Origin of the sequence: Bifidobacterium criceti (assembly GCF_002286935.1) — a bacterium.
Lineage (GTDB): Bacteria > Actinomycetota > Actinomycetes > Actinomycetales > Bifidobacteriaceae > Bifidobacterium > Bifidobacterium criceti.
Genome location: NZ_MVOH01000003.1, coordinates 13,668 through 37,877 on the forward strand (window position 1 = coordinate 13,668; position 24,210 = coordinate 37,877).

The following is a 24,210-nucleotide window of genomic DNA, read 5'->3' on the forward strand; positions in this document are numbered from 1 at the left end:
AGCGACAGGCTTCACACCCGAAGCATCATTGCATATCAAGGTAGTCCTTCCAGAACTCGATGGACGTGAACCGTCCACGCGCAGCCGCATACTCGGCATGCAGCCGCTTGGCATGCGCACGATAATAGCGCATGTCGCGCAGATAGCGTTTGCGTATGGCGTGGTACCGTTCGACATCCTTCGTCCGGATCGCGCCTTTCCGCGCATACCAATCCAGCGCGATGAGCTTCTGTTTGCCGCGGATGGCGCCAGCGGGATACACCCATCCCATAAGCGGAATGACCGCATAGCCTTCCCCACTCGTCTTGAAATAGCGCTGACCATTGTCAGTGACATAATCAACCAAACGCTGTGGATAGGTACGCTCGTAATCCTCTTCGATGAATTGACGGTCGATCTTACGGATATCAAAGCCCTGGAGCGCGGGGTCCTTGTCCGCGGCACGCTGCAGCTCCTCGAATGTCATGAGCTTTTCCTTGTGTGCATTGGCCGCAAGGAACGTGCGCTCCGCGACACCTTTCTGCCCGATGAAACGCGGCCCTTTCAGGAAGTCCTCAAAACCATCGAGCACCAATTCCGCATTCGCATATCCGAACTTCTTCAGTTCCAACCGGAGCTTGTTGAACATCGCATAGATGAAATCACTCCCTGGGGCAAAACCCGTCGTGAATTGGGAGATGAGTGGGTTACGCGTGGTCTGGTACCGTTCGACCGCGGCGTCGTACTTCTCCTGGAACGGCATATGCCAGACGCACAGGCTGTTCATCGTGATGAACTCGGAATGGCACCGCCAACCATATTCCGTGTCGTCGCTGCGCACGAACACAGGCAACGGCAGGCCGTTCTCGCGAATCATCGCCGTCGGGATGCAGCAATACCACCAGCCGGCATAGAGGGCCCGGTGCATGTCCTCCGTCGGCTCGAACATCTCGTTGTAGATGATGTCGTCGAGAATCGACATGCGCAACGGAGGTTTGCAGGGCTGGAATTCGCCCCTTGGCCCCATGGACCCAAGGTCCTCGCATTGTTCCTCGCCGATGCGGTAATTCAGCATCGCCCCCGAGATCATCGAATACGCATGCTCGGGTTTGAGGATGCGCAGCAGATTGTACGTGCGCTTGATGCTCTCCGGCGAAACAGACACATCATCATCCATCAGGATCACATGGGTCGCCGGGGGCTCCTGTTCGAGCGCGATGATCATGCCACGCGTGAAGCCGCCGGCGCCGCCCACATTGCCTTCGGGGACGATCGTGATGCGGTCGGAATCCAGCGCCGCCTTGTCCAATGTGCGACCATTGTCCATCACATACATATGGAAGTGTTTGGAGACGTCCTCGTCCGATTCGACGATGCCCCGACGCACGAGATCGATGTTGGCGGCGACGAACGACTCCTTCTTGAAGGTCGTCGTGGCCAGGACAAGCTCGACATCATTGGGATCGTTTTCCAAATCGAACTCATAACGCCCATTGCGGACCTCAACGGCACCTTCGGTCTCGATGATGAACCCCGCGAGCACGGTGCCGGCGTCCACCCGGAAATCGATGTCCACGCCCGTCCAACGGTCGGATTCCTCAAGCCGCTTCGAGGTCTCGGGCACCGGGACGGGCTCCTTCGAGAACTGGTCCGTGACCGTCTGGACGACCGTGCACGCGGCGCCACGGAGCTCGATATGGAGACGGAAACCCTTCGCCGTCGTGTACCTGAGCAGCTTCATGACCGAAAGCGCATTGAAATATGTGGTGAAATCGAAGGTCCCCGCCCCGGTAAGCATCCAGAACCCATCCTGCGGATTCAAGGACACGGCCTTGTCCGCACGACAATACAAGCCCGGATAGTTCTCCGAACGCGGATTCGATTCGAGCAGGATGTTAGCGAATGTAAACGAAGACATACGACCACCTTACACATGGGGCACCATCAGCTACGGTTCAATACGGTAGTACGAATCATATTAGGGAGCCTGAACGCCCCGCCTTCGGCATAGGCGACACGCCGACGTTGCGCCAGGAAAAAGCGTGGTATATCCTACTTAAGTTGCATATGCACAATGGAGGATTCGCCTAGTGGCCTATGGCGCACGCTTGGAAAGCGTGTTGGTGTAACAGCCTCGCGAGTTCGAATCTCGCATCCTCCGCTCACCGGAATAGGAATCGTGTTCATCGATTCCTATTTTTTTATTTGACGCCCCTGCCGCAAGGAGGCCTGTCCGCCCCCCGGCTTGGGTCGCAAGGGGACGGACAGGCATACGGGCCGGACGTCATTGACGCCGAATCAAGCCGTCAGACCTATGAACCAACTGCGAATCGCATTGTAGGGACGCGGATGCATGGACGCCCAGCTGTCGAAACGCCCGGGCACGAGGAGCCCGACGAGCGTCATCACGGCGGTGAGCACGACAAGCGTCACCAATACCGTCTGCAATGTGCGGAACCCCAACGTGCGGTATGGTCCAGGCGAAACGGACGCGAAAGCGGACCCATCCGGAGCCAGACCAGGCGCCTCTTGCGCGGCGTCGGCGAACGACAATGCGACGAACACCATGCACAACATCACGAGATAACCGAAATCCCCGTAATATCGCATCGACGTCCCGCTCTTGTAGGTATCGAACAAGACGGCGATGAAGGCAAGGACCATGAGCATAATGGACATGCCCCACACATGGCGCTTGCGCAGTTGTTGACGGACGAGGATGAACAGCAACGCCATGAGCGCGATCGGGAAGGCCGCGAAATACCCGCCGGTCGATGGTTCGTTCGGGCCGGCAAGCACGGTATCGGTTGTCGTCAGGAAGGGGAATTCGGACGTCGTGCTCGGCGGCTGGAACAGTTGGGTGAACAACGCGGGCAGCAGCGTGTATTTCGACGCGTTACGCGAGCTGAGATCGTATACGGTCAGATTGTAGTATGCGCCGAAATCCGTCCATGAACCAAAACGAATATAATTGTAATACATCAACGGAATCGACACAACAATAAACGGTACCAATGCGCATATTGTCGAGCAAACACCTCTTTTGGAGAACAATGTTCGATATTTCGTGATTTGCGGCCAGAACAAGGGGAACGCGAGCACCCAAGCGAGGATGAATTGCGGACGGGTGCCCAAGAGCAGCGCCATGCAAAGCGATCCCGCCGCGACATACCATCCATTGACCGAGCCGTCTTCACGCTTCGAAATCTGCCAGAACCACAATCCCATGAGCACAAGCGCCAACGCGCACGCCATAGGCACGTTATAGAACGTGCTGCTGAAGCAGTAGGTGAAGATGCATGTACCGAAGCTGAAACCAATCGTCACGAGCCACACGATGCCAAGCGAGGCGCGTGGGAAGTAATCGTGGGCGATGCGCCGCACAAGGAGCGCGCCGAACACGATCGCCAACACACTGCTCAACGCAATCGAATACCACGTCGGCATCCATGCCCCGGTGACAAGCTGGTATGGCACGAATGTGAACAACGCCGGCACCACGCCGAAATAGCAGTAATACTTTCCGCCATGGAACGCATAATCCCAATAGTATTGGTGTCCTTGCTGGGCGAGGTGCAAACGCTCGAAGTAATTATATGGATTGTCCATCGTCGACAGGCTGGGATCGACAGGGAGGTCAAGCCACGCATGCCCGTGGAGCAGCGCATCGGCCAAATGCTGGTATTGGTTCGGATCGATGATGTGGCGGAATGCGCCATGGAAGCCGCCTTGGATGGTCCCGCCGATGCGGGTGACGAGCACGGCAATCGCGCTCAATCCGATGACATACACAGCGAGCGCGATTCGCTGCCGGACACTATGCAGATCCACTTGGGCGCGGTAGATCGAGGATGTGGGACGGAACAGCACAAAGAACGCGGCGACGACGAGTTCGAACGCCAGCCGCAGCGGATTGATCCTGAACGGGATCGTGGGATTCACTTCCAGACGTTCGAAGCTGACTACGGAATCCTCGTCTTCCAGGAACGTTATGCGCACTTCGGTGGATTCATATGTCTGTAGTTTTTTGCCGATGAGATAGTACTGATCGGCCGGGTCCCCACTGTAGGTGAATATGTGGCGCCCATCCATCCAGCCGCCGTCGCTGTCACGGCCATCCACCCATGCGTCACGCGTCGCGGTGTTGTCCGTTGTGGTCTTCAGCTGAACGGAGGCCCTCGTGCTCGCGCCCGGCGTTTCGGTATCGCCGACGACGATGCGAAGGCTCTCAACATCGACCGGCTTGCCGTTATCCGAAACCGGGACGGTTATCGTCGCCTCCTCCGGGTCGGTGATGCGGTAGCGGCCACCGCCGAGCGATGCGAGCCCCTCACCGAGTTGCGACTCCCCGACCGTCGCATGCTGCAGTCCCACGGTACGCCAATGGCCCAGATTGAAAAAGCCTATCTCGCACATCGCCACCATCACGATGCCGATGATGATGGCAATCCATAGGCTTTTCGAACGGGCGCCGCATTGCCGCTTGCGACGGGGGGTCGATTCATCGTCGTTCTTGTCCGCAGGCGTCCCGTCGCGCGAAGTGCGCGGCAGGGGGCCAAGGACGCTATTGGCATTTTGTTTCATGCATTCCTCATCAACTCGAATGGAACGTGTATGCTGCGATCCCAGTGTATTCAAAGCGGGAGAACACGGCGTCAGCGCCGGGGCGATCCAGGGGCCGGGCATCAGCGGACGCCGGAGGGCCGAATGCCGATGGACGCGGACAATCACGCATCACATGCCTCCCTGGCCACTACAATGATGCACATGAACAATCACACCACGGCAATGGTGTGGTGGCATGCAGGCTCGGATACCGGGTTCCGTCCGGCCGCACGATGCCATCGATATGAATCAATATGAGATGAGAGAGGACAACGATTCATCCATGCCCAACGCACTACGTCAGACGATCGCCATCCTCGCGAGCGCAGGGCTGCTGCTTTCGCTGGGCGCGTGCTCCGCGATGGGCGGCGCGCCGTCCACAGACGCCCCGTCGGCACCGAGTTCATCGTCGCAGAGCCAGCAGGCTGTCTCGGATGACGGTTCGGCCGATGACAAGCCGTCCGTGCCTCCTGAGACGTCCGATGACGCGACGAAGGCCGTCGAGGCCGGTTCGGCGCTCGACGCGCTTGGCAAGCTGCCGGTCAAAGGGCGCGCACCGAAGACCGGCTATGCGCGTGACCAGTTCGGCGCCGCGTGGAGCGATGTCGACCACAACGGCTGCGATACGCGCAATGACATCCTCAACCGCGACCTGGCCGACAAGACCTATAAGGCGAACACGCATGACTGCGTTGTCGCGAGCGGTGTCCTCAACGACCCGTATACGGCGACGCGCATCGATTTCACGCGCGGGCAGGATACGAGCACCGCCGTGCAGATCGACCATGTCGTCGCATTGAGCAACGCGTGGCAGACGGGCGCGCAACAGTTGAGCGAACAGACGCGCACGCAATTCGCGAACGACCCGTACAATCTGCTCGCCGTCGATGGCCCGGCGAACCAGCAGAAGAGCGATGGCGACGCGGCCACGTGGCTGCCGGCGAACAAGGGGTTCCGTTGCGAATACGTCGCACGCCAGATCGGCGTCAAGCAGAAGTATGCGCTGTGGGTGACGCAAGCCGAGCATGATGCGATGGCGAATGTGCTCGCGAGCTGCCCGACGCAGCAGGTGCCGACGGATGGTGGTGTCGTCTCCCCTGTCGAGGTACAGCAGCAGGCGGCTCCGACGCAGGAGGCCGCGCCTGAACCGGCGCAGACGCAGGCACCGGCGACCGAGCCGACGGCGCAGCCACAGCAGCAGGAGACACAGCAGGACGCAAACGTCTCTTACAAGAACTGCACGGCCGTGCGCGCCGCGGGCAAGGCGCCGCTGCACCGGGGCGACCCGGGCTATGCGCCGAGGCTCGACCGCGACGGCGACGGCATCGCGTGCGAATGACCGGTTGACGGCCGCGTGCGCCGTGTGCAGGCGAACGGGTGGGTGTTGTCAGGCGACGACGCCCACCCGTTCGTCTGCGTCGACGCGTTCCTGCACGGTCGCATCCGTCTCTATTGGCTTCGGCGGCTGGAACAACGGGATCGTCATTTCGCAGTACCGTTGCACGTCAAGCTGCATGAGTGCGGCGGCGGCCGTGGCGCGGTATTGTTCGTCGCCGCGGTCGATGCGGTTGAGCACGATGAGCGCGAGGTCGGCACCGACATCGCAATAACGGCGCCACGCCTTCGTACGCGCGCGGTATCCGCCACGATTGAGTTGCGACCACTTCGGCTCATGGGCATCGGACAACGCGATCGGCATGAGCAGGAGCGTCATCGATTCGACCATGCGCGCGACGGTGCGCAGCCGTGCGACGCCGGCTTCGAAGCGTTGCACGTCGCGGGCCTCGAATCCTTCGACGATGTCGGCCGCGAGTGACGCGCCGACGAGCGAGCGCGCGATGTCGCGCAGGTACACCGGGTTCTCCCACAGTTTCATCCGCGGATACTCATGCGTTTGCATGACCTCTTCGAGGATCGCGTCGGCCTTCGGCACGTCGCGGTCCCACAGCGCGCGGTAGGACGCGATGAGCCTGCCGACGTCGTACAGGTACCGGCGGTCCATCGCCTCGGTGACCTCGGTATGGTTGTTGCCGTCAAGCTCCGGCATGTCCCAATGCCGTTGCATGGCGCGCCCATAGTACATATCGCCCTGCACGCGCAGATGCCGGATGTACGCGAGCGCACGGTCGACGCGCACATCAGGCGCAACGCCCTGCAGGCGCAGGTTCGGGTCCTCCCGCAGCAGGCTTATGCCGTATGGCGGGTCGGACAGCATGAGCGAGGCGATGCGGTTGCACACATCGACGGGCGACCCCCATCGCAGCAGGCTGTAGGCGGCAAGGCGGTGCGTCTGCTTGCGGTATTCGTCGATATCCTCAAGCCGTTGGCGTTTCGTGCCACATGTGCGTTCGGGGCCGCCTCCCATCCACCGCTGCATCTGGATGCGGCTCATCGGGCGGATCGTCGCCGGCATGAGCGGGCTCACCTTGCCGAGGATGTGCGCCGACGACGCGTCGGCGATGAGCCCATGCAGCCATACGGCGAGCCCTTGCTGCTGCACACACATCGCAGTGCGCATCATGAAATTGCGTGCCGATTCGACGAGCGCGCCGTCAAAACCAAGCGACGCGACACCGATGAGCGACGCCCAGCAGGTTCCCGCGAACAATTCGGCCGACAATGCGAGGATGCGCGCATCGACCTTCCCCTCACAATTGCGCATGCGCTCCTGCATTTCACCGCGCCGCCCGGAGGGAAGTCCCCCATCCGCGCCGGTAGCCTCCTGCTGGACGCCTTCCGCGACACCGACCACATCGTCGGCGGCGTGTTCCGGATATTGGATCGGATTGGCGGCGTCATCGTCGATGCCGTCGAACGACAACGCCGACGCCGCGACGACCTGCTCGAACCGCGCGCGCAGCTCGGCAAGAGATATGAGGAACGACTCGGAATCGAAGGTGAAGATATCGCGCATGATGCTCCTTACCGCCGCGCACACCGCGGCACGTCCACACCGGCGTCGGTCGCCGGCGGCCTGAAGTCCACGATGGCATGGCACAGGCGGTGTGCGCGAGCGCGCACGAAAAAGATGTGGATAAGTGGAAAGAGGGTGTGTCATCCACAATCGACGTCGCGAATGTGGAAATGCGGACGGAGCGCTCACCGAACGCGAAGCCGCGCCCATTCAGCCCACGTTCAGGCGGCCTTGCTAGATACAATCAACGGTAGTGAACGTGCGCGGCCGCCTGCGGCACGCGCACATCGGGAACAATCAATGGGAGACAACGGATGTTCGTTGCGAAGAACGCATGGTCCGCCTTGCGCCGCCACCCGTGGAGGACCGTGCTGACCGTCGTCGTCAGCCTCGTCGTCGCGCTCTGGTCGGTCTTCGGCACAGCCGTGCTGCACGAGTACAACCACGCGCACGGCGCGGGATACGACCAACTCAAGCCAATCGCGACGTTCACGCCACGCGACGTGAACGCGATGCAGGAACAAGGCGACAACGCCGACTCGACGAAAAACTACATGACGTGGAACGACTACAACGTCATCGGCACGGCGGCGAACGAGAAAAACGCGCAATTCAGATACACCCTCGTCGACTCGGTGCCGGTGCGCGGCGGCGACCTCACACCTGTCAGCGGCGCCGCGAACGCGGACGTCGGCGCGGACGAGACAGGCGGCGATTTCACACTCACGTCGTTCCTCAACGCGCAGGCCGTCGAAGCGAACACCTACGGCGACTACAGGATCGTCGACGGCGAAGGCCTCGGATACGAGGACGTCACACGGCACGACGTCATCATATCGAAAGCGCTCGCGGACAAAAACGGCATCAAAGTCGGCGACAAGGTCACGCTCGGCAATGCGAAGGACGCGAAGACGACGTACACGTACAACGTGTGCGGACTCTACGCATACACGGACAAGGACGGCGACGCCGCCGCGCCGTTCGCGAAATACATGCGCGACAACGTGCTCTACACGACGTACTATGCGTTCGCGAGCGACGAACTCGACCCACTCGACGCGTCCGGTTGGCGGCGTCCCGACGTCGACGTCGTGTTCCTGTTCGACACGGTGCGGCAGTACGACGCGTTCAAAGCGGCCGTCAACGACGTCACAATCCCAAGCGGCTACCATCTGTCCTCCCCGACGATCGAACGGTACGAACGTTCGCTCAGACCGCTCGACGCACTCGCGTCGACGATGCGCCTCACGCTCATCCTGTTGTGGTCGATCGGCGGCGCGCTCCTGCTCGCGCTCACGCTCCTCGCCGCGCTGCCGCGACGTGAGGAGATCGGTTTCGCGCTCCAGGTGGGTGTCACGAAAGGCCGCCTCGCATGGCAGTTCATGAACGAGATCCTGTGGCCGACGCTGTTCGGCGCCGCGCTCGGACTCGTCATCGGCTGCTTCACCGCGAATCCACTCGCCGGCAACTTCGTCGACGGACACCTGTTCACCCCCGACGGCCGCCTCATATGGAACCTCATCTGGACAAGCGCCGTCAGCTGCCTTGTGCTCGCCGCGATCGCCGGCATCCGCGTCGCCGCGTTCCCGATCGCGCAACTGTTCGCGTCACCGTACGCCGCATACGACGCGCACGATACGACCGCCGACACGACGGATGCGGTTGCAGACCCAACGGATACGGGCACGACTGCGGACACAACGGATGCGAACGATACGACGGACAAGGAGCAGGCATGAGTGACGACAAGACGAAGCACACCGCGGACGACGTGGATGATATGGCCGGCGCGGACGCGCGCAACACCGCGGACATGCACGACGACGCCCCGGAGACGATCGCGTACACGATCGATTACGGCGATGACGACGCGGACGTCGGCGCGATCGCCGGCATCGACGATGACGCGCGCGTCGCGGATGGTGCGGATGGTGCGGACGCCACCGCCGACGACAACACCACCGCCGACGCCGTGGGCGAACTCGCCGCCGACCTCGACATGTCCACAACGGACGATGACGATATCGGCAACGAAAGCGGCACCGGCAACGCGAACGGCGCCGACGACGCAACCGACGACGCGACGACGCTCTCCTCGACACTCGACCGCAGCATCCGCCACGGTGTGCACGACGCAGACGACGCCGTGTTCCGCTCGTATCCGATGCTCGCGTGCGACCACGTCACCGTCGACGACAGGAAGACCGGCGAACATATCTGGGACGGTCTGACGTTGCGCTGCGAAGCGGGCACCGCCGTCGCGATCCTCGTCGACGGTGACGACGACCGCCGCCACAACACGCTCGTCGCGTTGCTGACGGGCTTCCTCGCGCCGAAAAGCGGACGTGTCCTCACGAAGACGACACCATTCACCGACCTCACGCCGCTCGAACTGCGCGGCCACCGCATCGGTGCGATCCTCGCCGTCGCGCCGTTGCGCGGCGACCTGAGCGCCGCCGCCAACCTCATCTATACGATGGACGCGTCGGGACGCAATTTCCTCAAACCGATCCCCGTCGTCGCGCAGGACCTGTTGCGCGCCGTCGGCTTCGGCACGACCGATGACGATACGCACGACGCGGCCGCGCGCGTCGAGGACAACGCGGCCGTCGCATCCGCCGACCGCTCGCGTACGCTTGTGCGCGACCTCGACGCCGTCGACGCGGCGCGCGTCGCCGTCGCGCGCGCGGTCGCGACCGATCCGGACATCATCGTCGCCGACGAACCGACGGCCGCGCTCAACGACGACGATGCGCGGACGATCCTTGATCTGCTGCGCGCGCAAGTCAAGACCGATACGAAAACGCGCACCGTCATCGTCGTCACCGCCGATCCGGACGTCGCGTCGTGCTTCGACGACGTCATCGACGTGCGCTGATGAGCTCCTCCTCTCCTTAGCGTCGCGCGATACCGCACGCGTCGGCACCGCGCGACGCTAAGTACCCCAATTCCGACGTGCCATCGCGCACATTGGGCACCGCGCGACGCTGAGCGCGCCGTTCCGTCGTGCGACACCGCAGTATGTGGCACCGCACGACGTCAGACGCTCAGCGCCGCCGTCTGCTCACGTCAGTTTCTCGTGGTAGTGCTCGGCGAGCGCGGCGACGGGCGGCTCACCGTATTTGCGCACGAGGCCGAGCCATTCCTCGCGGTTGCCTTCGCCGAAGCGCGCCGCTTTGCGCGCGTAGGTCGCGGCCGTCAGGAAGCGCGGCGGCACCGACTTGCTGTTGTATTTGTCGGCGACCATGACGATTTCCTGCTCAAGGTTGACGGGGACGTAGTCGTCGGGCGGCAGCGGCAGATGCTGGCGCACGACGGCCTCACGCGTGAGCCCGACACCCGTGTGGTTGCGTGCGAACTGCGCGATCGATTCGTCGATGCCCTCGTCGAGGAGCAGACGGTAGCCGAGGAGTCCGTGTTCGATGTAGTTGTCGCCGAATTTGAGCGGCCCGCCGTCCGCACCGTTCTCACGGAGCACAAGATACGTGCCGATGTCGTGCACCATCGCGCCGCGCACGGCGAGGTCGACGTCGATTGCGCGCGGCGGCACGAGGCCGCCTTCGACGCCGTCCGTCGCGGGCACGTCGATTTGTTCGCCATCGCGGTCGGGCAGTGTGCAGCGCCGCATGAAGAGCGCGTTCTGCCGGTGCGCGAGTCTGCGTGTGATGTCGGCGACGACGACGCAGTGGGTGTGGATGAGGTCATATGCGACTGGTGAGGGCGCGATCTTGCTATGTAGTTCGTCGATTTGTTCGAGTGTCGGAATCGTTCCTGTCATACCGCCATCGTAACGCCCACGGCACGCGCATGGCGCGCGTGTGGCGCATTATCCCGGCAGGTGAAGGCGGCGACTACCGCATCCGTTCAGATTGAACGGATGCGGTAGTCGCCGGTGCGGTTCGATGCGACGATCATCCGGTTGTTGCCGAGTTCGCGCCATCCTTCCGATTCCGGCTGCGCGTAGCCGGAGCTCGACACGAGCACGCCGCGCAATGCGCGCCCGTCGCTTCCCGCGGTGCCACCGAGCTCGCGGTAACGCAGCACGCTGTAGTCGGCGGCTTCGTCGGCGCGTCCGTGGCGCGCGTAGACGTCGACGACGCCTTGGCGCGTCGGCTTGCCGCTTTCGGCGCGCAACGCGATGAACGTGTCCTTGCTCTGGACCATGCAGTTGTAGCTGCTGTCCGGGTATGCGGCGCGCAGTTCGCCCACGGCCTGCGCGAGCGCCTCTTCGAGTTCGTAGCCGACGCCGAGGTATTGGAGCACGGTCGCGAAGTAGATCGCGGAATCGGAGCGGCCGCCCGTCGCCTGCACGAGGCTGTGGTCGATCGGATATGAACGGTTCGCCGTGATGTTGCGGCCGTGCGCGTCGGAGATGTCGCCGTTGTGGATGAAGCTCAGGCCGTTCGCGAAGAACGGGTGCTGGTTCTCGAGGATGAGCGGCAGGTTTGAGCTCGCGAGCCGCAGATGGAACAATGCGCCGCGTGCGCCGATGTTCGCGAGGTCGTCGAAGATCGGGTCGTAGTGCGCGGCGATCGTATTGCGGTAGAGTGCGGATCCCGTTTCCGGGGATGGCGCGCCGCCGTCGGTCACATGTGCCGCCGATGCTGGCTCGGTGATGAGCGCGGCGCCCCATCCATCGTTGTGGATGACGCTCAGATCGCGGAACGCGGCGCACGCGCGCATGCCAAGGACCTCATGGAGGCTCGCATTGACATCGTTCGTGGCGTATCCAAGCAATCTGCACATGAGGGATACTGTATCGTCTTCACGTTGCCACCGCGCGCGTGTCTCGCATTTTCCGCTATCGGTTGTAGTTGTAGCGCGTGCAAAACCATTGGGGCCATGCGGAAACGGCCGACCGCGCGCAGAGCGCGACGGACGGCCGTTCCACAGGTCACATCATCCGCTTGAGGCGCGGGGGACGCACCGTCGACAGGAAGAGCGGCTGCACTTCGGTGACCGGGTTGTAGGGCGCCAGGCCGAACCACTTGACCGGCGAGCCGGCCACATGGCGGATCGCGTACTTGATGCGCAGGGCCCACGCCCCCTTCGCCGAGACCTTGGATTCCGGCATGAGGGCCTTGTGGATGAGCACGTACTTGATCGGGCCAATCTTCGGGTCGGCGTCGACCTTCGGGTAGCGGGTCGTCTGCTGGGGCAGGTCGCCGGCACGCAGCAGGTCATGCATGATCTGGTGCAGGTATGCGGGGATTGACTGCGAGACCTTGAACCCGAGACGGATGCGCACGCGGAACAGGTAGTCCGTGCCGTAATCCTCCACCGTGTATTCACGCGTGAACGGGTCGTCGGTCGTCTCGACCGACACGACCCACCACGCGCGCGCGCGCTTGGGGTGGTTGGCGAAGATCGAGAAGAACACGTCGGTCTCCATGCGTTTCATGTCCTGATCCGAGGTCAGGTACACGATGTTGTCGGAATAATACGGAATCGTGGCGTCCTCATGCAGCCGCTGCAGCACAGGCAGGCAGTCGTTGAGCTGCATGTGGCGCCGCTGGGCGCGTTCGAGCTTCGTGCCCTCGTTCCAAGTGACCATCACGGTCAGGATCGCAATCGTGAGCAGCGCGGTGAACCAGCCGCCGTGCATGAACTTCGCCATCGAGGCCACGAAGAACAGGAGCATGATCGTGGGGAACACCACGGCGAACACTACGGAGGCCGCACGCATGCGCTTGTGCCACAGGTACACGGTGACGAGGATCGACGTCATGACCATCGTCACGGTGAGCGCGAGGCCGTAGGCGGCCGCGATGTGCTCCGAATTGCGGAAGATCAGCAGCACCGCCACCGTGGCCACGCACACCACGACATTGACGGTGGGGATGTACAGCTGGCCGCGTGTGCGCGCCGGGTAGCGAACCTGCAGATGCGGCATCCAGTTGAGGCGCGTGGCCTCGGAGACGATCGTGAATGCGCCGGAGATCAGCGCCTGCGAGGCGATCACACCGGCTATGACCGAGAGCACGACCGCCACATAGCGCAATTCCGGGGACAGCATGGCGAAGAAGGGGTTCGGCGATCCGCCTTCCTGCACATACGCCGGGTCCTCGAGCGTGCGGATGATCCACGCGCCCTGCCCGAAGTACGACAGCACGAGCGCAAGGTTGATGAACGGCCATGTGGCGTAGATGTTGCCGCGGCCCACATGGCCCATGTCCGAATACAGCGCTTCGGCGCCGGTGATCGACAGGAACACGGTGCCCATCAGTGCAAGGCCGGCATGGTTGTCGCCGCTGAGCAGGAACTGCACGCCATGGACGGGGTTGAGCGCGCGCAGCACCTCGAGGTTGTGCGCCATGCTCATGGCGCCGGTGATCGCGATGAACAGGAACCAGATGAGCACGGCGGTGCCGAACACCTTGCCGATGCGCTCGGTGCCACGCGACTGCACGGCGAACACGGCCACGATGATCACGAGGGTGATGATGAGCATGAGGTTCGGGTTGGAGGCGAACACGCCCTGCAACGCGGGAAGGGTCTGCAGGCCTTCGACCGCCGAGCTGATCGACATGGCCGGTGTGAGTACGGAATCGGCAAGGAACGCGGCGCCGCCGATCATGGCGGGCACGATGAGCCAGCCGCCGTAGCGGCGCAGCAGCGTGTACAGCGCGAAGATGCCGCCTTCGCCCTTGTTGTCCACGCGCATGCAGATGACCACGTACTCAATCGTCGTGATCAGCGTCATCGTCCAGAACACGAGCGACAACATGCCGATCACGGCGGTCTCGTCCGCATGGGTCACGCCGCCTTGGCCGGCGAGGAAGGTCTGCATGGTATAGAGCGGCGAGGTGCCGATGTCCCCATACACCACGCCGAGCGCCACGATCGACATGGCGAGCGTGACCTTGTCCGGCCCCGATTGCAGCTTGCGCCACCACCGTCCCACCGGTCCGCCCGCGCATGGCTGGTTGAGCCGCTGTGCCGCCTGCTGTTTGACGGCGCGTTCCTTGAGCAGCTCTTCGCGCTCCTGCTTGGTGAGTACCTCATGTGAAACCTTGGGGGCGCGGGTGTATTGCCCGGTCTGCACGAGTAACGGATCTTGTTCGTCATCAGGCCGTTGAGCCATCACGATGTCCTTTCAACAGCGGGGCCAATCCCCACCCTTAAATACGGCACTAGGGAACGCTAATGCCTCCCATGGCCCGACACGGTCATACTTTGCGTACAGCATATTCGCCGCGAACAATGGTCGAGGATACTCCTTGATGCATCAATTCGCGTTCAGAACATCACAATATGTCCACAAAACCCAATCAACACAACGCGTTCAGACCCCATACACGTCGCGCGTCGTCGCGCGCGTCGCTTTTGCGACGTCCTCGACCGGCATGTCAAGATATTGGGCAAGCGACTGCAATGTGTATGGAATCATATACGGCGCGTTCGTCCGTCCGCGATACGGCATCGGCGTCAGATACGGCGCATCCGTCTCGACCATGACATGGTCGAGGCCGACGATGCGTGCCGACTCGCGGATGCCGTCGTTGCCTTTGTAGCTTGACGTGCCCGAAAGCGACAGATACCAGCCGTGCTCGCGCGCGATCTCGGCCATCTCGGCGTCGCCGGAATAGCTGTGGAACACGGTCCTGCGCGGCGCGCCGTCGGCGAGGAGCGTCTCGATGACGTCCTTGTGCGCGTCGCGGTCATGAATCTGCATCGGCAGGTCGAGCTCCTTTGCGAGCGCGATATGCGCGCGGAACGCCTCCCGTTGCAGTTCCTTCGCGCTTTCGCCGGTCCTGAACAGGTCCATGCCGGTCTCGCCGATCGCGACGACGTGGTTCGGGTAGGCCGTCGCGATCCTGTGGACTTCGGCGATCGCGTCGTCGAAGCTCACGTCGTGCCATGGCTTGTAGCGCACAGGCAGGCCGTCGGGGCCGGGTGCGCCGCGGTGGCCGTGGAGGACGGATTCGTTCGGATGGATCGCGATCGCCGCGTGCACGGTGCCGGGGTATTCGCGCGCCATGTCGATCGCCGTCATCAGGTGCGGCAGTTCGCAGCCACAGTCGATGACACCTTCGACGCCGGCGTCCTGCGCCTGCCGCAGCAGTTCGTCGACGCTGTAGACGGGCACGGGCGCCTGCCCTTTCTGTTGTGCCTCGTGGCTCATCGCCTCGGAGAACGGCACGACCGACGCGACGTGCGTATGGTTGTCGATGACGTGCGCGCCTTCGGGGAGCGCGGGGGGCGCGGGCGCCCAGTTGCGGTCGCGGTGTTTCTTGCTCATGCCGTCCTCACGCCTCCGTCGTCTTTGGTTCGTCGGCGTGGGTGCCTGCTTCGTCGCCCGCATCATAGGTGACCGCGAAGATGCGCGACGACGGCACGTCGTCGTTCGCGACGGTGAAGCGCACCGTTTCCGGGTCGACATGTTCGATCGACCAGGGTTGCGCATGCGGCGCATGGTCGGGGTGCGCGGGGTCGGGGAAGACCTGCGTGATATGCGCGCCTTCGCCGAGGTGCAGATACATCGAATTGACGCCGCCGCGACGCCAGACGGCGAGGAATTCACGGTGTCCCTGCTCACCGATGATATGCGCGACGTCGGGGAAGAGCGCTTCGGAGATCCGCTCGTCGTGCCGCAGGCCGTAAGCGAGCCACGGTCCGTTGAACGACGGCAGGTCGTCGGGCCACCAGGGCATGACGTGCCCCTGCTCGTCAAGCACGGCGCGGTGCAGGGTGACGGCGTCCTTGACGAGCGCGAGCCTCGACGGGTTCATGCGGTTGATGAACCCGGACAGGTAGAGGCGGCCGAGGATGCCGGCCGTCAACGTGAAAACGGCCTGCTCGTCGTCCATCTCCTCCTGTGCGTAGCCCCAGTTGCCCTGTTGTTCGGGCAGGATCGTCATCGCGGCGCCCGCGGCGATCGCCGCGTAGACGAGCGGATCGGCCTGATCCGATGTCGACTGCAGGTCGAGGCGGCCGAGCATCGCGTAGTCGGCACGCATCGCGCCGGACCCGCAATTCTCGATGATGACGCCGGGATGGCGGCGGCGGATGTCGTCGATCCAGTCCTGCACGGCGCGGCAGTGCTCGAGGAGGCCTTCGCCGACCGAATCGGCGCCCACATCGGTGCCGACGCCCGGCATCGTGTTGTAGTCGAATTTGAAATAGCCGACGCCGAATTCCTCGATGAGGCGGTCGACGGTCGCCGTCGCATGCTCGCGCGCGGCGGCCGAACGGAAATCGAGATGGTATCGGCCCTGGTCGGCGATGCGCCGGCCATGGCGGCAGAAGAACGCGCTGTCCGGCAGGCTCTTCGCGAGCGGCGAGCGCACGCCGATGACTTCGGGTTCGAGCCACAGGCCCGCGGTCATGCCGTGCGCCTGGATGTCGTGGATGAGGCCCGCGAGGCGCATCGTGCCGAAACGGTCGGCGGACGGCTCCCATTCGCCGACCATGTCCCACCAGCCGCCGTCCCCGTCGTCGTACCAGCCGGCGTCGATGCAGAAGACGTCGGCGCCGACCTTCGACGCGCCTTCGACGAGCGGCAGTTCCTTGTCAATCGTCGGGTCGCCCCACAACGTGTTCATGTAATCGTTGTAGACGACGGTGAGCAACGTCTCGTCGAAGACGTCGGAACGGCCCTGAATCGCCGCATGGTGGCGCCGCAACGCACGCCTGTGGACCGTCATCTCGGCGACGGCGCGCTGCCAGTCGCCCGCGCATATCACGAACGAGACCGGCACCGAGACGAAATCGTTGCCGTCGCCGAGCATCGTGAACCACTGGTGGTCGCGGTATTCGGGCCCATACGCGCTCACGCGGATGCCGGGGTCGTCCTCGCCGATCTCCCATGCCCATGCGCCGTTGTGCTCGATCTGCCACATGAACGAGAACGGGCGCGTCGAGGTGTCCTCGCTGAAGCCTTCGATGATGCCCGCAGGCTGGTATTCGCCCGTCGACCATGTCGACGACGAGCTGCGCGCGAACCGCGCCGACGACATGCCCGGGTTGACGCGCTGGTCACGGTCGCGCAGCGGCGTCGCACGCAGCGGGTCGCAGCGCCACGCGTTCTCCAGATCCCAAGAGTTTTCGCCCGAATAGACGAAGGTCTGCGCGTCATCGAGGCGTGCCGCGGCGAGCGGGAGCGTCACGTTCATCGACGAGACCGCCTCGACCGGGTACTCCTCGTCGCTGTGCAGGATCGTATATGTACGCACGGCGCTCAGGCCCGTGCGTGTCTTGAAGACCGAGATGACGTCCGGCCCGTCGCCTTCGGGGTCGCGTTGCACGATCGCAAGCCCATCCATCGGCTTCGCATTCGGGCCGCTCCCCATGCTTTCGTCCATCGGCGGCGCAATGAGGAACGCCTCGACGAACCGCAGTTTGAGCCCCGCCGCGGACGCCGCGAGCTGCAGGCGGTTGTCACCACCGCCATCAATCGACGACCGCAGTTCCACGATCGGCTGCGCATCAGGTTCGCCGGGGATGTTCACGTCGGCGGTGCGCATGCCACGGCCGGACAATCCGACAAGGCGCACCGGGGCGTCCACGGACGCCTCGAACACCATCGACACCACGCCGTTACCCCATACGAAACGGCCCGATGCGTCAGGGATCACGCGGCCCGCAATGCGTGCCGCTCCCCCAAGCATCCGCTCCACTACGCCACTCATCGCCGCTTCCTTTCCTCTCCGGACGCATCGCGGCGCGTCCGCATCATCATCGCCCACGACCGCCTACGCGCCATCTCATGCCAACGGGACCTCGGTGGACATGAGCGCTGGACACATCGCGAGCCGCCGCGGACCCACGATGACGTGCATCCGCCGAGGCCTGTCTCCATCCTCTCCCTCCCATTATGCACGAGTGCATGCGCTGTGCCCTGCGGCGAACCGTTTCCGTCCGCCTTGCGCACGCATACTTCGCGAGCCGCGCAGCGGCGGTGTGCACTTGGGCGCACGATGTTCCGCGCGGCCACGATGCACGGAACAACAGCGTCCATATATTGAGTCCATATATTGGGACAGCCCCGTATGCGCCGACGATACGCGCGCGACGGACGAATCGACGACATGTACCTCTAAGCTGGGTGCGTCACGCCGGCCCCGACCCCAATACCGACGACAACAGGACACCGACGATCCACAGCGCACAGGAGCTCTGGACACCCACGATGTACGTCGACCCGCACCGCAACAACAACGCCGGCAACCTCCGCTGGCTCATGGCCTATTGCAAACCGGGCCTGCCACGCGCGGCCGGCGGCATCATGAGCCGCATGACATCCGACACCGACGCCATCCGCCATCTGCTCGCGTCGATGAACTCGATGGTCGAGGAGAACATCGAAGGCCACCGCGTCGTCAAGGCATTCGTCCGCGAGGATTATGAGACACGGAAATTCGACGGACGCAACGAGGGTTATATGGAACGCAACATGGACATGGCGCGCAACACGCGCCGGTACATGCCATGTCTCGACGGCCTCGGATGCTCGCTCCAACTCATCGCGCACCGTCTGATCACGGTCGAGTGATGTGGGTGTGTACGTGTGGGTGTGCGCGGTGTGCAACGCAAAGAAAAAGCCGGCGGAGAGAAGGCCGCCGGCATTTCATAGAGAGAAGAGAGAAGAAGGGTTCAGTTATGGGGTTCTTGGGAGGGAACCTCGTCATCGATCTCATGTGTATCGCTGACATGATTACTATAAACGCCCGTAGCTGTGTATGACGCTATTGTTTTCTGAAAATTTCCTGAAAACCTATGTTCGACCGTTGTGGGCGGCGTGGGCGGCGGCGTCCGCAATCGTCGTCGTCACGACGTCCGACGACGGTCCGATCGCAGTATTCGCCCGTAATTCCAACGATTGTGCGACCCCCTACGGACATCGTCGGACATCGTCGGACATCGTCGCGGATGCGCGCGACGTCGGCCGCGCACATCCGCTACGCACGGTGCTTCGCCGGCAGCAAAACAGGATACCGCCGCCTCCGGGCCGCGGTCTCCTGACGCCGCAGACCACTGTTCCCCGCCCTATCGTCGCGCGACCGCACAACCGCGATACCGCACGACGCAAACGACCGCCGTTCCGTCGTACGACACCGCAGATTGCGGCACCGCGCGACGGATACGGCGGTCGGATACGACTACCGCGCGCTTACGCGTTCCTCACCGGTCGTCTCCGGCGAGCTTCGCCTGTTCCGCGGCGAGACGCTGCGCTTCGGCTTCGCGGCGCGCGTTGAGCGCGCTTTCGAAGCGCGCGAGTTCCTCGTCGACCGCTTCGGTCGGGATCTTCGCGAAGATCGGCGTCGGTTTCGCGACGTTCGCGCCGACTTCGATCGGTTCGCTCTTCCACGGGCGCAGGTTCTCCCCGAGCACATAGTCGCCGGTGATGATCGGATAGTGGAACGACGGATCGTCAAGGTCGGTGACTTCCTCGATGTGCGGCAGCGGCGAGAATGTGCCGGTGCCGCCAAGCGCCTCCCACACTTTCTGCGACGCGTGCGGCAGGAACGGCGCGAGCAGATGGTTCGCGTCGAGAACCGCCTGCGCGGCGACGTGCAGCACGGTGCCGAGACGGTCGGCATCGTCCTTGATCTTCCACGGTTCGGTCGCGGAGATGTATTTGTTGATGTCGCCGACGAGGCGCATCGCTTCGTTGAGCGCGTTCTTCTGGCGGTGCGTTTCGATGAGCGAACCGACCGTGTCGAACGCGGCCGCGGATTCGTTGAGGAGCGCACGGTCCTCGTCGGTCATCTTGTCTTCGGCGATTGGCGGCACTTCACCGAAGTTCTTCGCGATGAGGTTCGCGACACGGTTGACGAGGTTGCCCCACGACGCCGCGAGTTCCTCGTTGTTGTGGCGGACGAATTCGGACCATGTGAAGTCGGAGTCGGAGTTCTCCGGTCCCGCGACCGAGATGTAGTAGCGGACGGCGTCCACCGGGTACCGTTCGAGGATGTCCTTGACATAGATGACGATGCCGCGCGACGACGAGAACTTCTTGCCTTCCATCGTCATGAACTCGGACGCGACGACCTGCTCGGGCAGGTTGAGCGGACCGAGCTGTCCGGGTTCGCCGCCCTTCGAGCCGGCGCCGTTGTACGCGATCATCTCGGACGGCCAGATCTGCGAATGGAACGTGATGTTGTCCTTGCCCATGAAATAGTAGCCGGGCGTCGCGGGGTCGTTCCACCATTGGCGCCACGCCTCGGGGTCGCCCGAGCGGCGCGCCCATTCGATCGATGCGGACAGGTAGCCGATGACGGCGTCGAACCACACGTACAGACGCTTGTTCGGGTTGTCGATCCAGCCGGGGACCGGGATCGGGATGCCCCAGTCGATGTCGCGCGTGATCGCGCGCGGCTTGACTTCGCGGAACAGGCCGATCGAGAAGTTGAGGACATTCGTACGCCATCCTTGACGCGTCTTGAGCCATGCGAGGTTCGCGTCGGCGAGCGCGGGCAGGTCGAGGAAGTAGTGTTCGCTCTCTTGGAAGATCGGCGTTTCGCCGTTGATCTTCGAGACCGGGTCGATGAGCTCGTCCGGGTCGAGTTCGTTGCCGCAGTTGTCGCACTGGTCGCCGCGTGCGCCCGGTGCATGGCAGATCGGGCATTCGCCTTCGATGTAACGGTCCGGCAGCGTACGTCCCGTCGACGGTGAGATCGCGACCTTCTGCGTGCCTTTGTAGATGTAGCCGTTCTTGAGGCACTGGCGGAACAGTTCCTGCACGACGAGCTCGTGGTTCTTCGTCGTCGTTCGCGTGAACAGGTCGTAGCTCAGGCCGAGGTTGCACAGGTCGCTCGCGATGACGCGGTTGTAGCGGTCCGCGAGTTCCTGCGGCGTGACGCCTTCCTTGTCCGCTTCGACGAGGATCGGCGTTCCGTGCTCGTCCGTTCCGGAGACCATGAGCACATCGTTGCCTTTCATGCGCTGGTAGCGCGCGTAGACGTCCGAGGGCACGCCGAAGCCCGCGACGTGGCCGATATGACGGGGGCCGTTCGCATACGGCCAAGCGACATTCACGATGATATGAGTCATGCGCCGATTATCCGGCCGAGCGCGGACACTGCCGTCCGTTGTTTTCGACACCGCCGCCGATCGTTTTCGGTTGTGTGGATATGCGTCGGCATCGATATCGGCATCAATATCCACACAGATGTGCACACAACATCATGTGGATACGTCGTGGTCACCCAGTGGATACGTGAATAGAATATATGTACCGCCCTTCCACATCCACCGTGGATACCATCACCGCACAATCCACACACCATCCACATCCTGTGGGTGCACATTCGTACTTATCCACAAATCCACATGACTTTTTCCGAACGTTGCCAAGCGGACGCACACACCCCTACGCTCGTGCCACACGCCGAGCACGGCGCACGACGGATCCGACCACCCAACACACTGAGCACACAACAAATACGACCGCACAACAAACCGAACCCACGATGAAGGGGGCACGATCGATGACCGTTCGCGAGCGACGGACACACGCATACCAACCGACGCTGCCGCTGTGGCAGCCGACGTCGAACAACGGCGCGCACGGCGGAACGTGCGACGCACACAGCGGGACGCGTGACGCGCGGCCCATCGTCAGCATCGACACGCGCAACGCCGCATGGCTCACGAGTGACGGACCACCGCCGGCGCGCGTCGACGTCGGTGATGCCCGCACCATGACAAAGACGGTCATCTACACACACGACAACCTTCCCGGACCGTTCGCACTACGCACGCTCACCGTCTCCGGCATCCTCATCGCGCTCGACGACGACCACGCGTTCCTGCGCGCCGACGGCGAAACGCTCTACGGGCGCGCGGCGATCGTCGCGTCGGTGCTGCCGAACCGACGCCTCGTCGCATGCGGACGCACCGCGGCATGGGTATGGCTTGGCGGCGATTTCCCGAGCGTCATCGATGCGCTCTCGGCGATTCACTACCGCGCGCCGATCCTCGGGCGTCCGATCCATGTGCGCGAGCGCCGCGTGCCACCGAACCAGACGAAACAGATCGGCCCCCTCATCGTCACGACGCCCGAGCGCACGGTATGCGACCTCGCGATGTGCACACAGGACGAGATCTACGACGAGTCGCTCGACGAACGGATCCTCCAGTTGCTACGGCAGTTCCGCGTCGATGTGCAGGATTGCCTGCTCATCCTCGAAGGCTGCTCGTATCTGCACACGGCGCAGCGGGCGCGCGAAGTGATCGCCGACTTCTCGTGCATCGCGTGACCGGCCCCGGCATATCGACATCGAAACCGACATACCGATATACAGTATCCAATATCACCCTCTATCAAAGGGAAAAGGAAGGGGAATGACATGTCTTTCGCCAACCGACGTGGACGGGCGAAGCGTGCGGCGCGCGCGTTGTGCGACCGTCTTGAGTCGACACAGACGATCGCGTACGCCGGAAGCGAACCATCGGCGGAACCGCTCACGCCGCCGGAACCGCCGGTCAGGCTCACGCCGACCGTCGCGAGCGACCCCGATACGCCGACCGAGATTCTGTGGCATATCGCGCGCCACGCGCCGCATCTGCGCAAATGGGTCGTCGCCAACCGCGCGGCCGACGCGAATCTGCTCGAATACATCTCACAACAAGGCGGCCCCGGCGTGCGCGAGACATTGCAGATGCTGTTCGATTCGCTCGAACATACGCGCACGTGACAGGGCGACACGTACGCCACCGTTCAGCGTTTCGCGAGCACAGCCGCGTACACGAGTTTCTTGTTCGCGAGCGCGCCGTCCGCGCCCGGATGGTCGGCGACGACATGCGCGATCGCGTCCTTGATACGAACGTTGTGGTCGTCGGCGTAGCGCAACGCGAGGTCGGCGAGTTCGTCGACGCCCAACGCGGCCGTTTCGGGCACGTCCGCGCCGCTCGCGCCGCCGATGACGAGGACCATTTCGCCGCGCGGCGGATCATCGGCGACGCTTGCGCGGATCTCACCGATTGCGCCACGGCGGATCTGTTCGTAGTCCTTCGTCAGTTCGCGGCACAGCGCCATCGGACGGTCGGGACCGAACGCCTCCTCAAGGTCGGCGATCGATTCGGCGATGCGGTGGAGCGTCTCGTAGAACACAATCGTGCGGCGTTCACCTTTGAGCGCGCGCAGATGCTGCATGCGTTCGGCATGGCGTCTCGGCAGGAATCCCTCATAGCAGAAGCGGTCGGTCGGCAATCCGGAGAGCGCGAGCGCATCGAGGACCGCGGACGGCCCGGGCGCGCATGTCACCGGCAGTCCGCGTTCGATCGCGCGGCGTACGATCGCGAGTCCTGGGTCGTTGATCGTCGGCATGCCCGCGTCGGATACGACGAGGACGGTCGCGCCGGCGGCGACATCGTCGAGGAGTTGATCCGCCTTGCCGCGTTCGTTGTGGTCGTGGTTCGCGACGACGCGGCCGCCCACATGCACACCGAGGCGGTTCGCGAGCGCGTAGAGCCTGCGCGTGTCTTCGGCGGCGACGATGTTCGCGCGTTCGAGGAGCGCGATGAGCCGCGCCGACGCGTCCGCCGAGTTCCCGATCGGCGTCGCCGCAAGCACGACCGTTCCACGTGGAACGTGCACGTCAAGGCCCGCCCCACCGATGTGCACATCCACGCCGCCGTCTTCTTCTGCTGTATCTTCCACCCGTCGTTGTGTCATGCCCTCAAGTATGCCGCGCGCGTCCCCCAATGCGCATATGCCGCGCGCATGTGCGCATACAGAACGCCATACACGACGTCGGGTAGCGTGG

At 63.4% G+C, this 24,210-nt stretch carries 15 protein-coding genes, 1 tRNA gene and 1 pseudogene; 7 read left to right on the top strand and 10 right to left on the bottom strand.

Translation table 11 applies throughout. From position 1 onward, the window contains the following. Positions 1 to 25 precede the first annotated feature (25 nt). Positions 26 to 1,897 carry a glycosyltransferase family protein gene (locus tag B1526_RS01020; protein ID WP_095614286.1) on the bottom strand — a complete coding sequence of 624 codons (1,872 nt, stop codon included), beginning with the start codon at positions 1,895 to 1,897 and terminating at the stop codon, positions 26 to 28. 158 nt (positions 1,898 to 2,055) lie between these two features. Here B1526_RS01020 and B1526_RS01025 point away from each other — a divergent pair. Further along, positions 2,056 to 2,140: transfer RNA gene (locus B1526_RS01025), tRNA-Ser, on the top strand. Positions 2,141 to 2,277: 137 nt separating this feature from the next. Here the strand turns inward: B1526_RS01025 and B1526_RS01030 are convergent. Continuing rightward, a complete protein-coding gene (locus B1526_RS01030; RefSeq protein ID WP_235606971.1) occupies positions 2,278 to 4,563 on the bottom strand; it encodes a glycosyltransferase in 2,286 nt (761 codons plus the stop codon). A 304-nt stretch (positions 4,564 to 4,867) separates the two neighbouring features. Here B1526_RS01030 and B1526_RS01035 point away from each other — a divergent pair, with 304 nt between their 5' ends. Next, positions 4,868 to 5,923, top strand: a complete 1,056-nt coding sequence (locus tag B1526_RS01035) for a GmrSD restriction endonuclease domain-containing protein (protein ID WP_095614287.1) — start codon at positions 4,868 to 4,870, stop codon at positions 5,921 to 5,923. Between the two features lie 48 nt (positions 5,924 to 5,971). Here the strand turns inward: B1526_RS01035 and B1526_RS01040 are convergent, their stop codons facing one another. Beyond that, entirely contained in the window at positions 5,972 to 7,498 is a 1,527-nt protein-coding gene (locus B1526_RS01040) for a hypothetical protein (protein ID WP_095614288.1), read from the bottom strand. A 314-nt stretch (positions 7,499 to 7,812) separates the two neighbouring features. Here B1526_RS01040 and B1526_RS01045 point away from each other — a divergent pair, with 314 nt between their 5' ends. Together B1526_RS01045 and B1526_RS01050 are read left to right on the top strand one after the other, a co-directional pair. Further along, entirely contained in the window at positions 7,813 to 9,237 is a 1,425-nt protein-coding gene (locus B1526_RS01045) for an ABC transporter permease (protein WP_095614289.1), read from the top strand. After that, the gene (locus B1526_RS01050) at positions 9,234 to 10,376 is read left to right on the top strand and encodes an ATP-binding cassette domain-containing protein (RefSeq protein WP_095614290.1); all 1,143 of its coding nucleotides are present in this window, start codon (positions 9,234 to 9,236) and stop codon (positions 10,374 to 10,376) included. Before B1526_RS01045 ends, B1526_RS01050 begins: the two co-directional genes overlap by 4 nt. A gap of 186 nt (positions 10,377 to 10,562) precedes the next feature. On the opposite strand, the gene B1526_RS01055 is transcribed toward B1526_RS01050, so the two are convergent. The 5 genes from B1526_RS01055 to B1526_RS01075 form a co-directional block, all read right to left on the bottom strand. After that, a complete protein-coding gene (locus tag B1526_RS01055; RefSeq protein ID WP_095614291.1) occupies positions 10,563 to 11,276 on the bottom strand; it encodes an HD domain-containing protein in 714 nt (237 codons plus the stop codon). 86 nt (positions 11,277 to 11,362) lie between these two features. Then, positions 11,363 to 12,244: a class II glutamine amidotransferase gene (locus B1526_RS01060; RefSeq protein ID WP_095614292.1), complete on the bottom strand. Its 882-nt coding sequence runs from the start codon at positions 12,242 to 12,244 to the stop codon at positions 11,363 to 11,365. A 148-nt stretch (positions 12,245 to 12,392) separates the two neighbouring features. Further along, on the bottom strand, positions 12,393 to 14,582 hold the full coding sequence (locus B1526_RS01065) for a KUP/HAK/KT family potassium transporter (RefSeq protein WP_095614293.1): 2,190 nt from the start codon (positions 14,580 to 14,582) through the stop codon (positions 12,393 to 12,395). Positions 14,583 to 14,783: 201 nt separating this feature from the next. Next, positions 14,784 to 15,740, bottom strand: a complete 957-nt coding sequence (locus tag B1526_RS01070) for a TatD family hydrolase (protein ID WP_095614294.1) — start codon at positions 15,738 to 15,740, stop codon at positions 14,784 to 14,786. Positions 15,741 to 15,747: 7 nt separating this feature from the next. Then, positions 15,748 to 18,129: a glycoside hydrolase family 36 protein gene (locus B1526_RS01075; protein WP_095614295.1), complete on the bottom strand. Its 2,382-nt coding sequence runs from the start codon at positions 18,127 to 18,129 to the stop codon at positions 15,748 to 15,750. Between the two features lie 500 nt (positions 18,130 to 18,629). Here B1526_RS01075 and B1526_RS01080 point away from each other — a divergent pair. Continuing rightward, a pseudogene (locus B1526_RS01080) lies at positions 18,630 to 18,965 on the top strand (ABC transporter transmembrane domain-containing protein); the annotation flags it as partial. 656 nt (positions 18,966 to 19,621) lie between these two features. Here the strand turns inward: B1526_RS01080 and metG are convergent. After that, positions 19,622 to 21,493: a methionine--tRNA ligase gene (metG, locus tag B1526_RS01085; protein WP_095614296.1), complete on the bottom strand. Its 1,872-nt coding sequence runs from the start codon at positions 21,491 to 21,493 to the stop codon at positions 19,622 to 19,624. A 437-nt stretch (positions 21,494 to 21,930) separates the two neighbouring features. On the opposite strand from metG, the gene B1526_RS01090 reads away from it, so the two are divergent. Continuing rightward, positions 21,931 to 22,701: a hypothetical protein gene (locus B1526_RS01090; protein WP_095614297.1), complete on the top strand. Its 771-nt coding sequence runs from the start codon at positions 21,931 to 21,933 to the stop codon at positions 22,699 to 22,701. A 90-nt stretch (positions 22,702 to 22,791) separates the two neighbouring features. Next, a complete protein-coding gene (locus B1526_RS01095; protein WP_235606972.1) occupies positions 22,792 to 23,139 on the top strand; it encodes a variant leucine-rich repeat-containing protein in 348 nt (115 codons plus the stop codon). A gap of 23 nt (positions 23,140 to 23,162) precedes the next feature. On the opposite strand, the gene rsmI is transcribed toward B1526_RS01095, so the two are convergent. Further along, positions 23,163 to 24,104: a 16S rRNA (cytidine(1402)-2'-O)-methyltransferase gene (gene rsmI / locus B1526_RS01100; protein ID WP_235606973.1), complete on the bottom strand. Its 942-nt coding sequence runs from the start codon at positions 24,102 to 24,104 to the stop codon at positions 23,163 to 23,165. Positions 24,105 to 24,210: the final 106 nt, after the last annotated feature.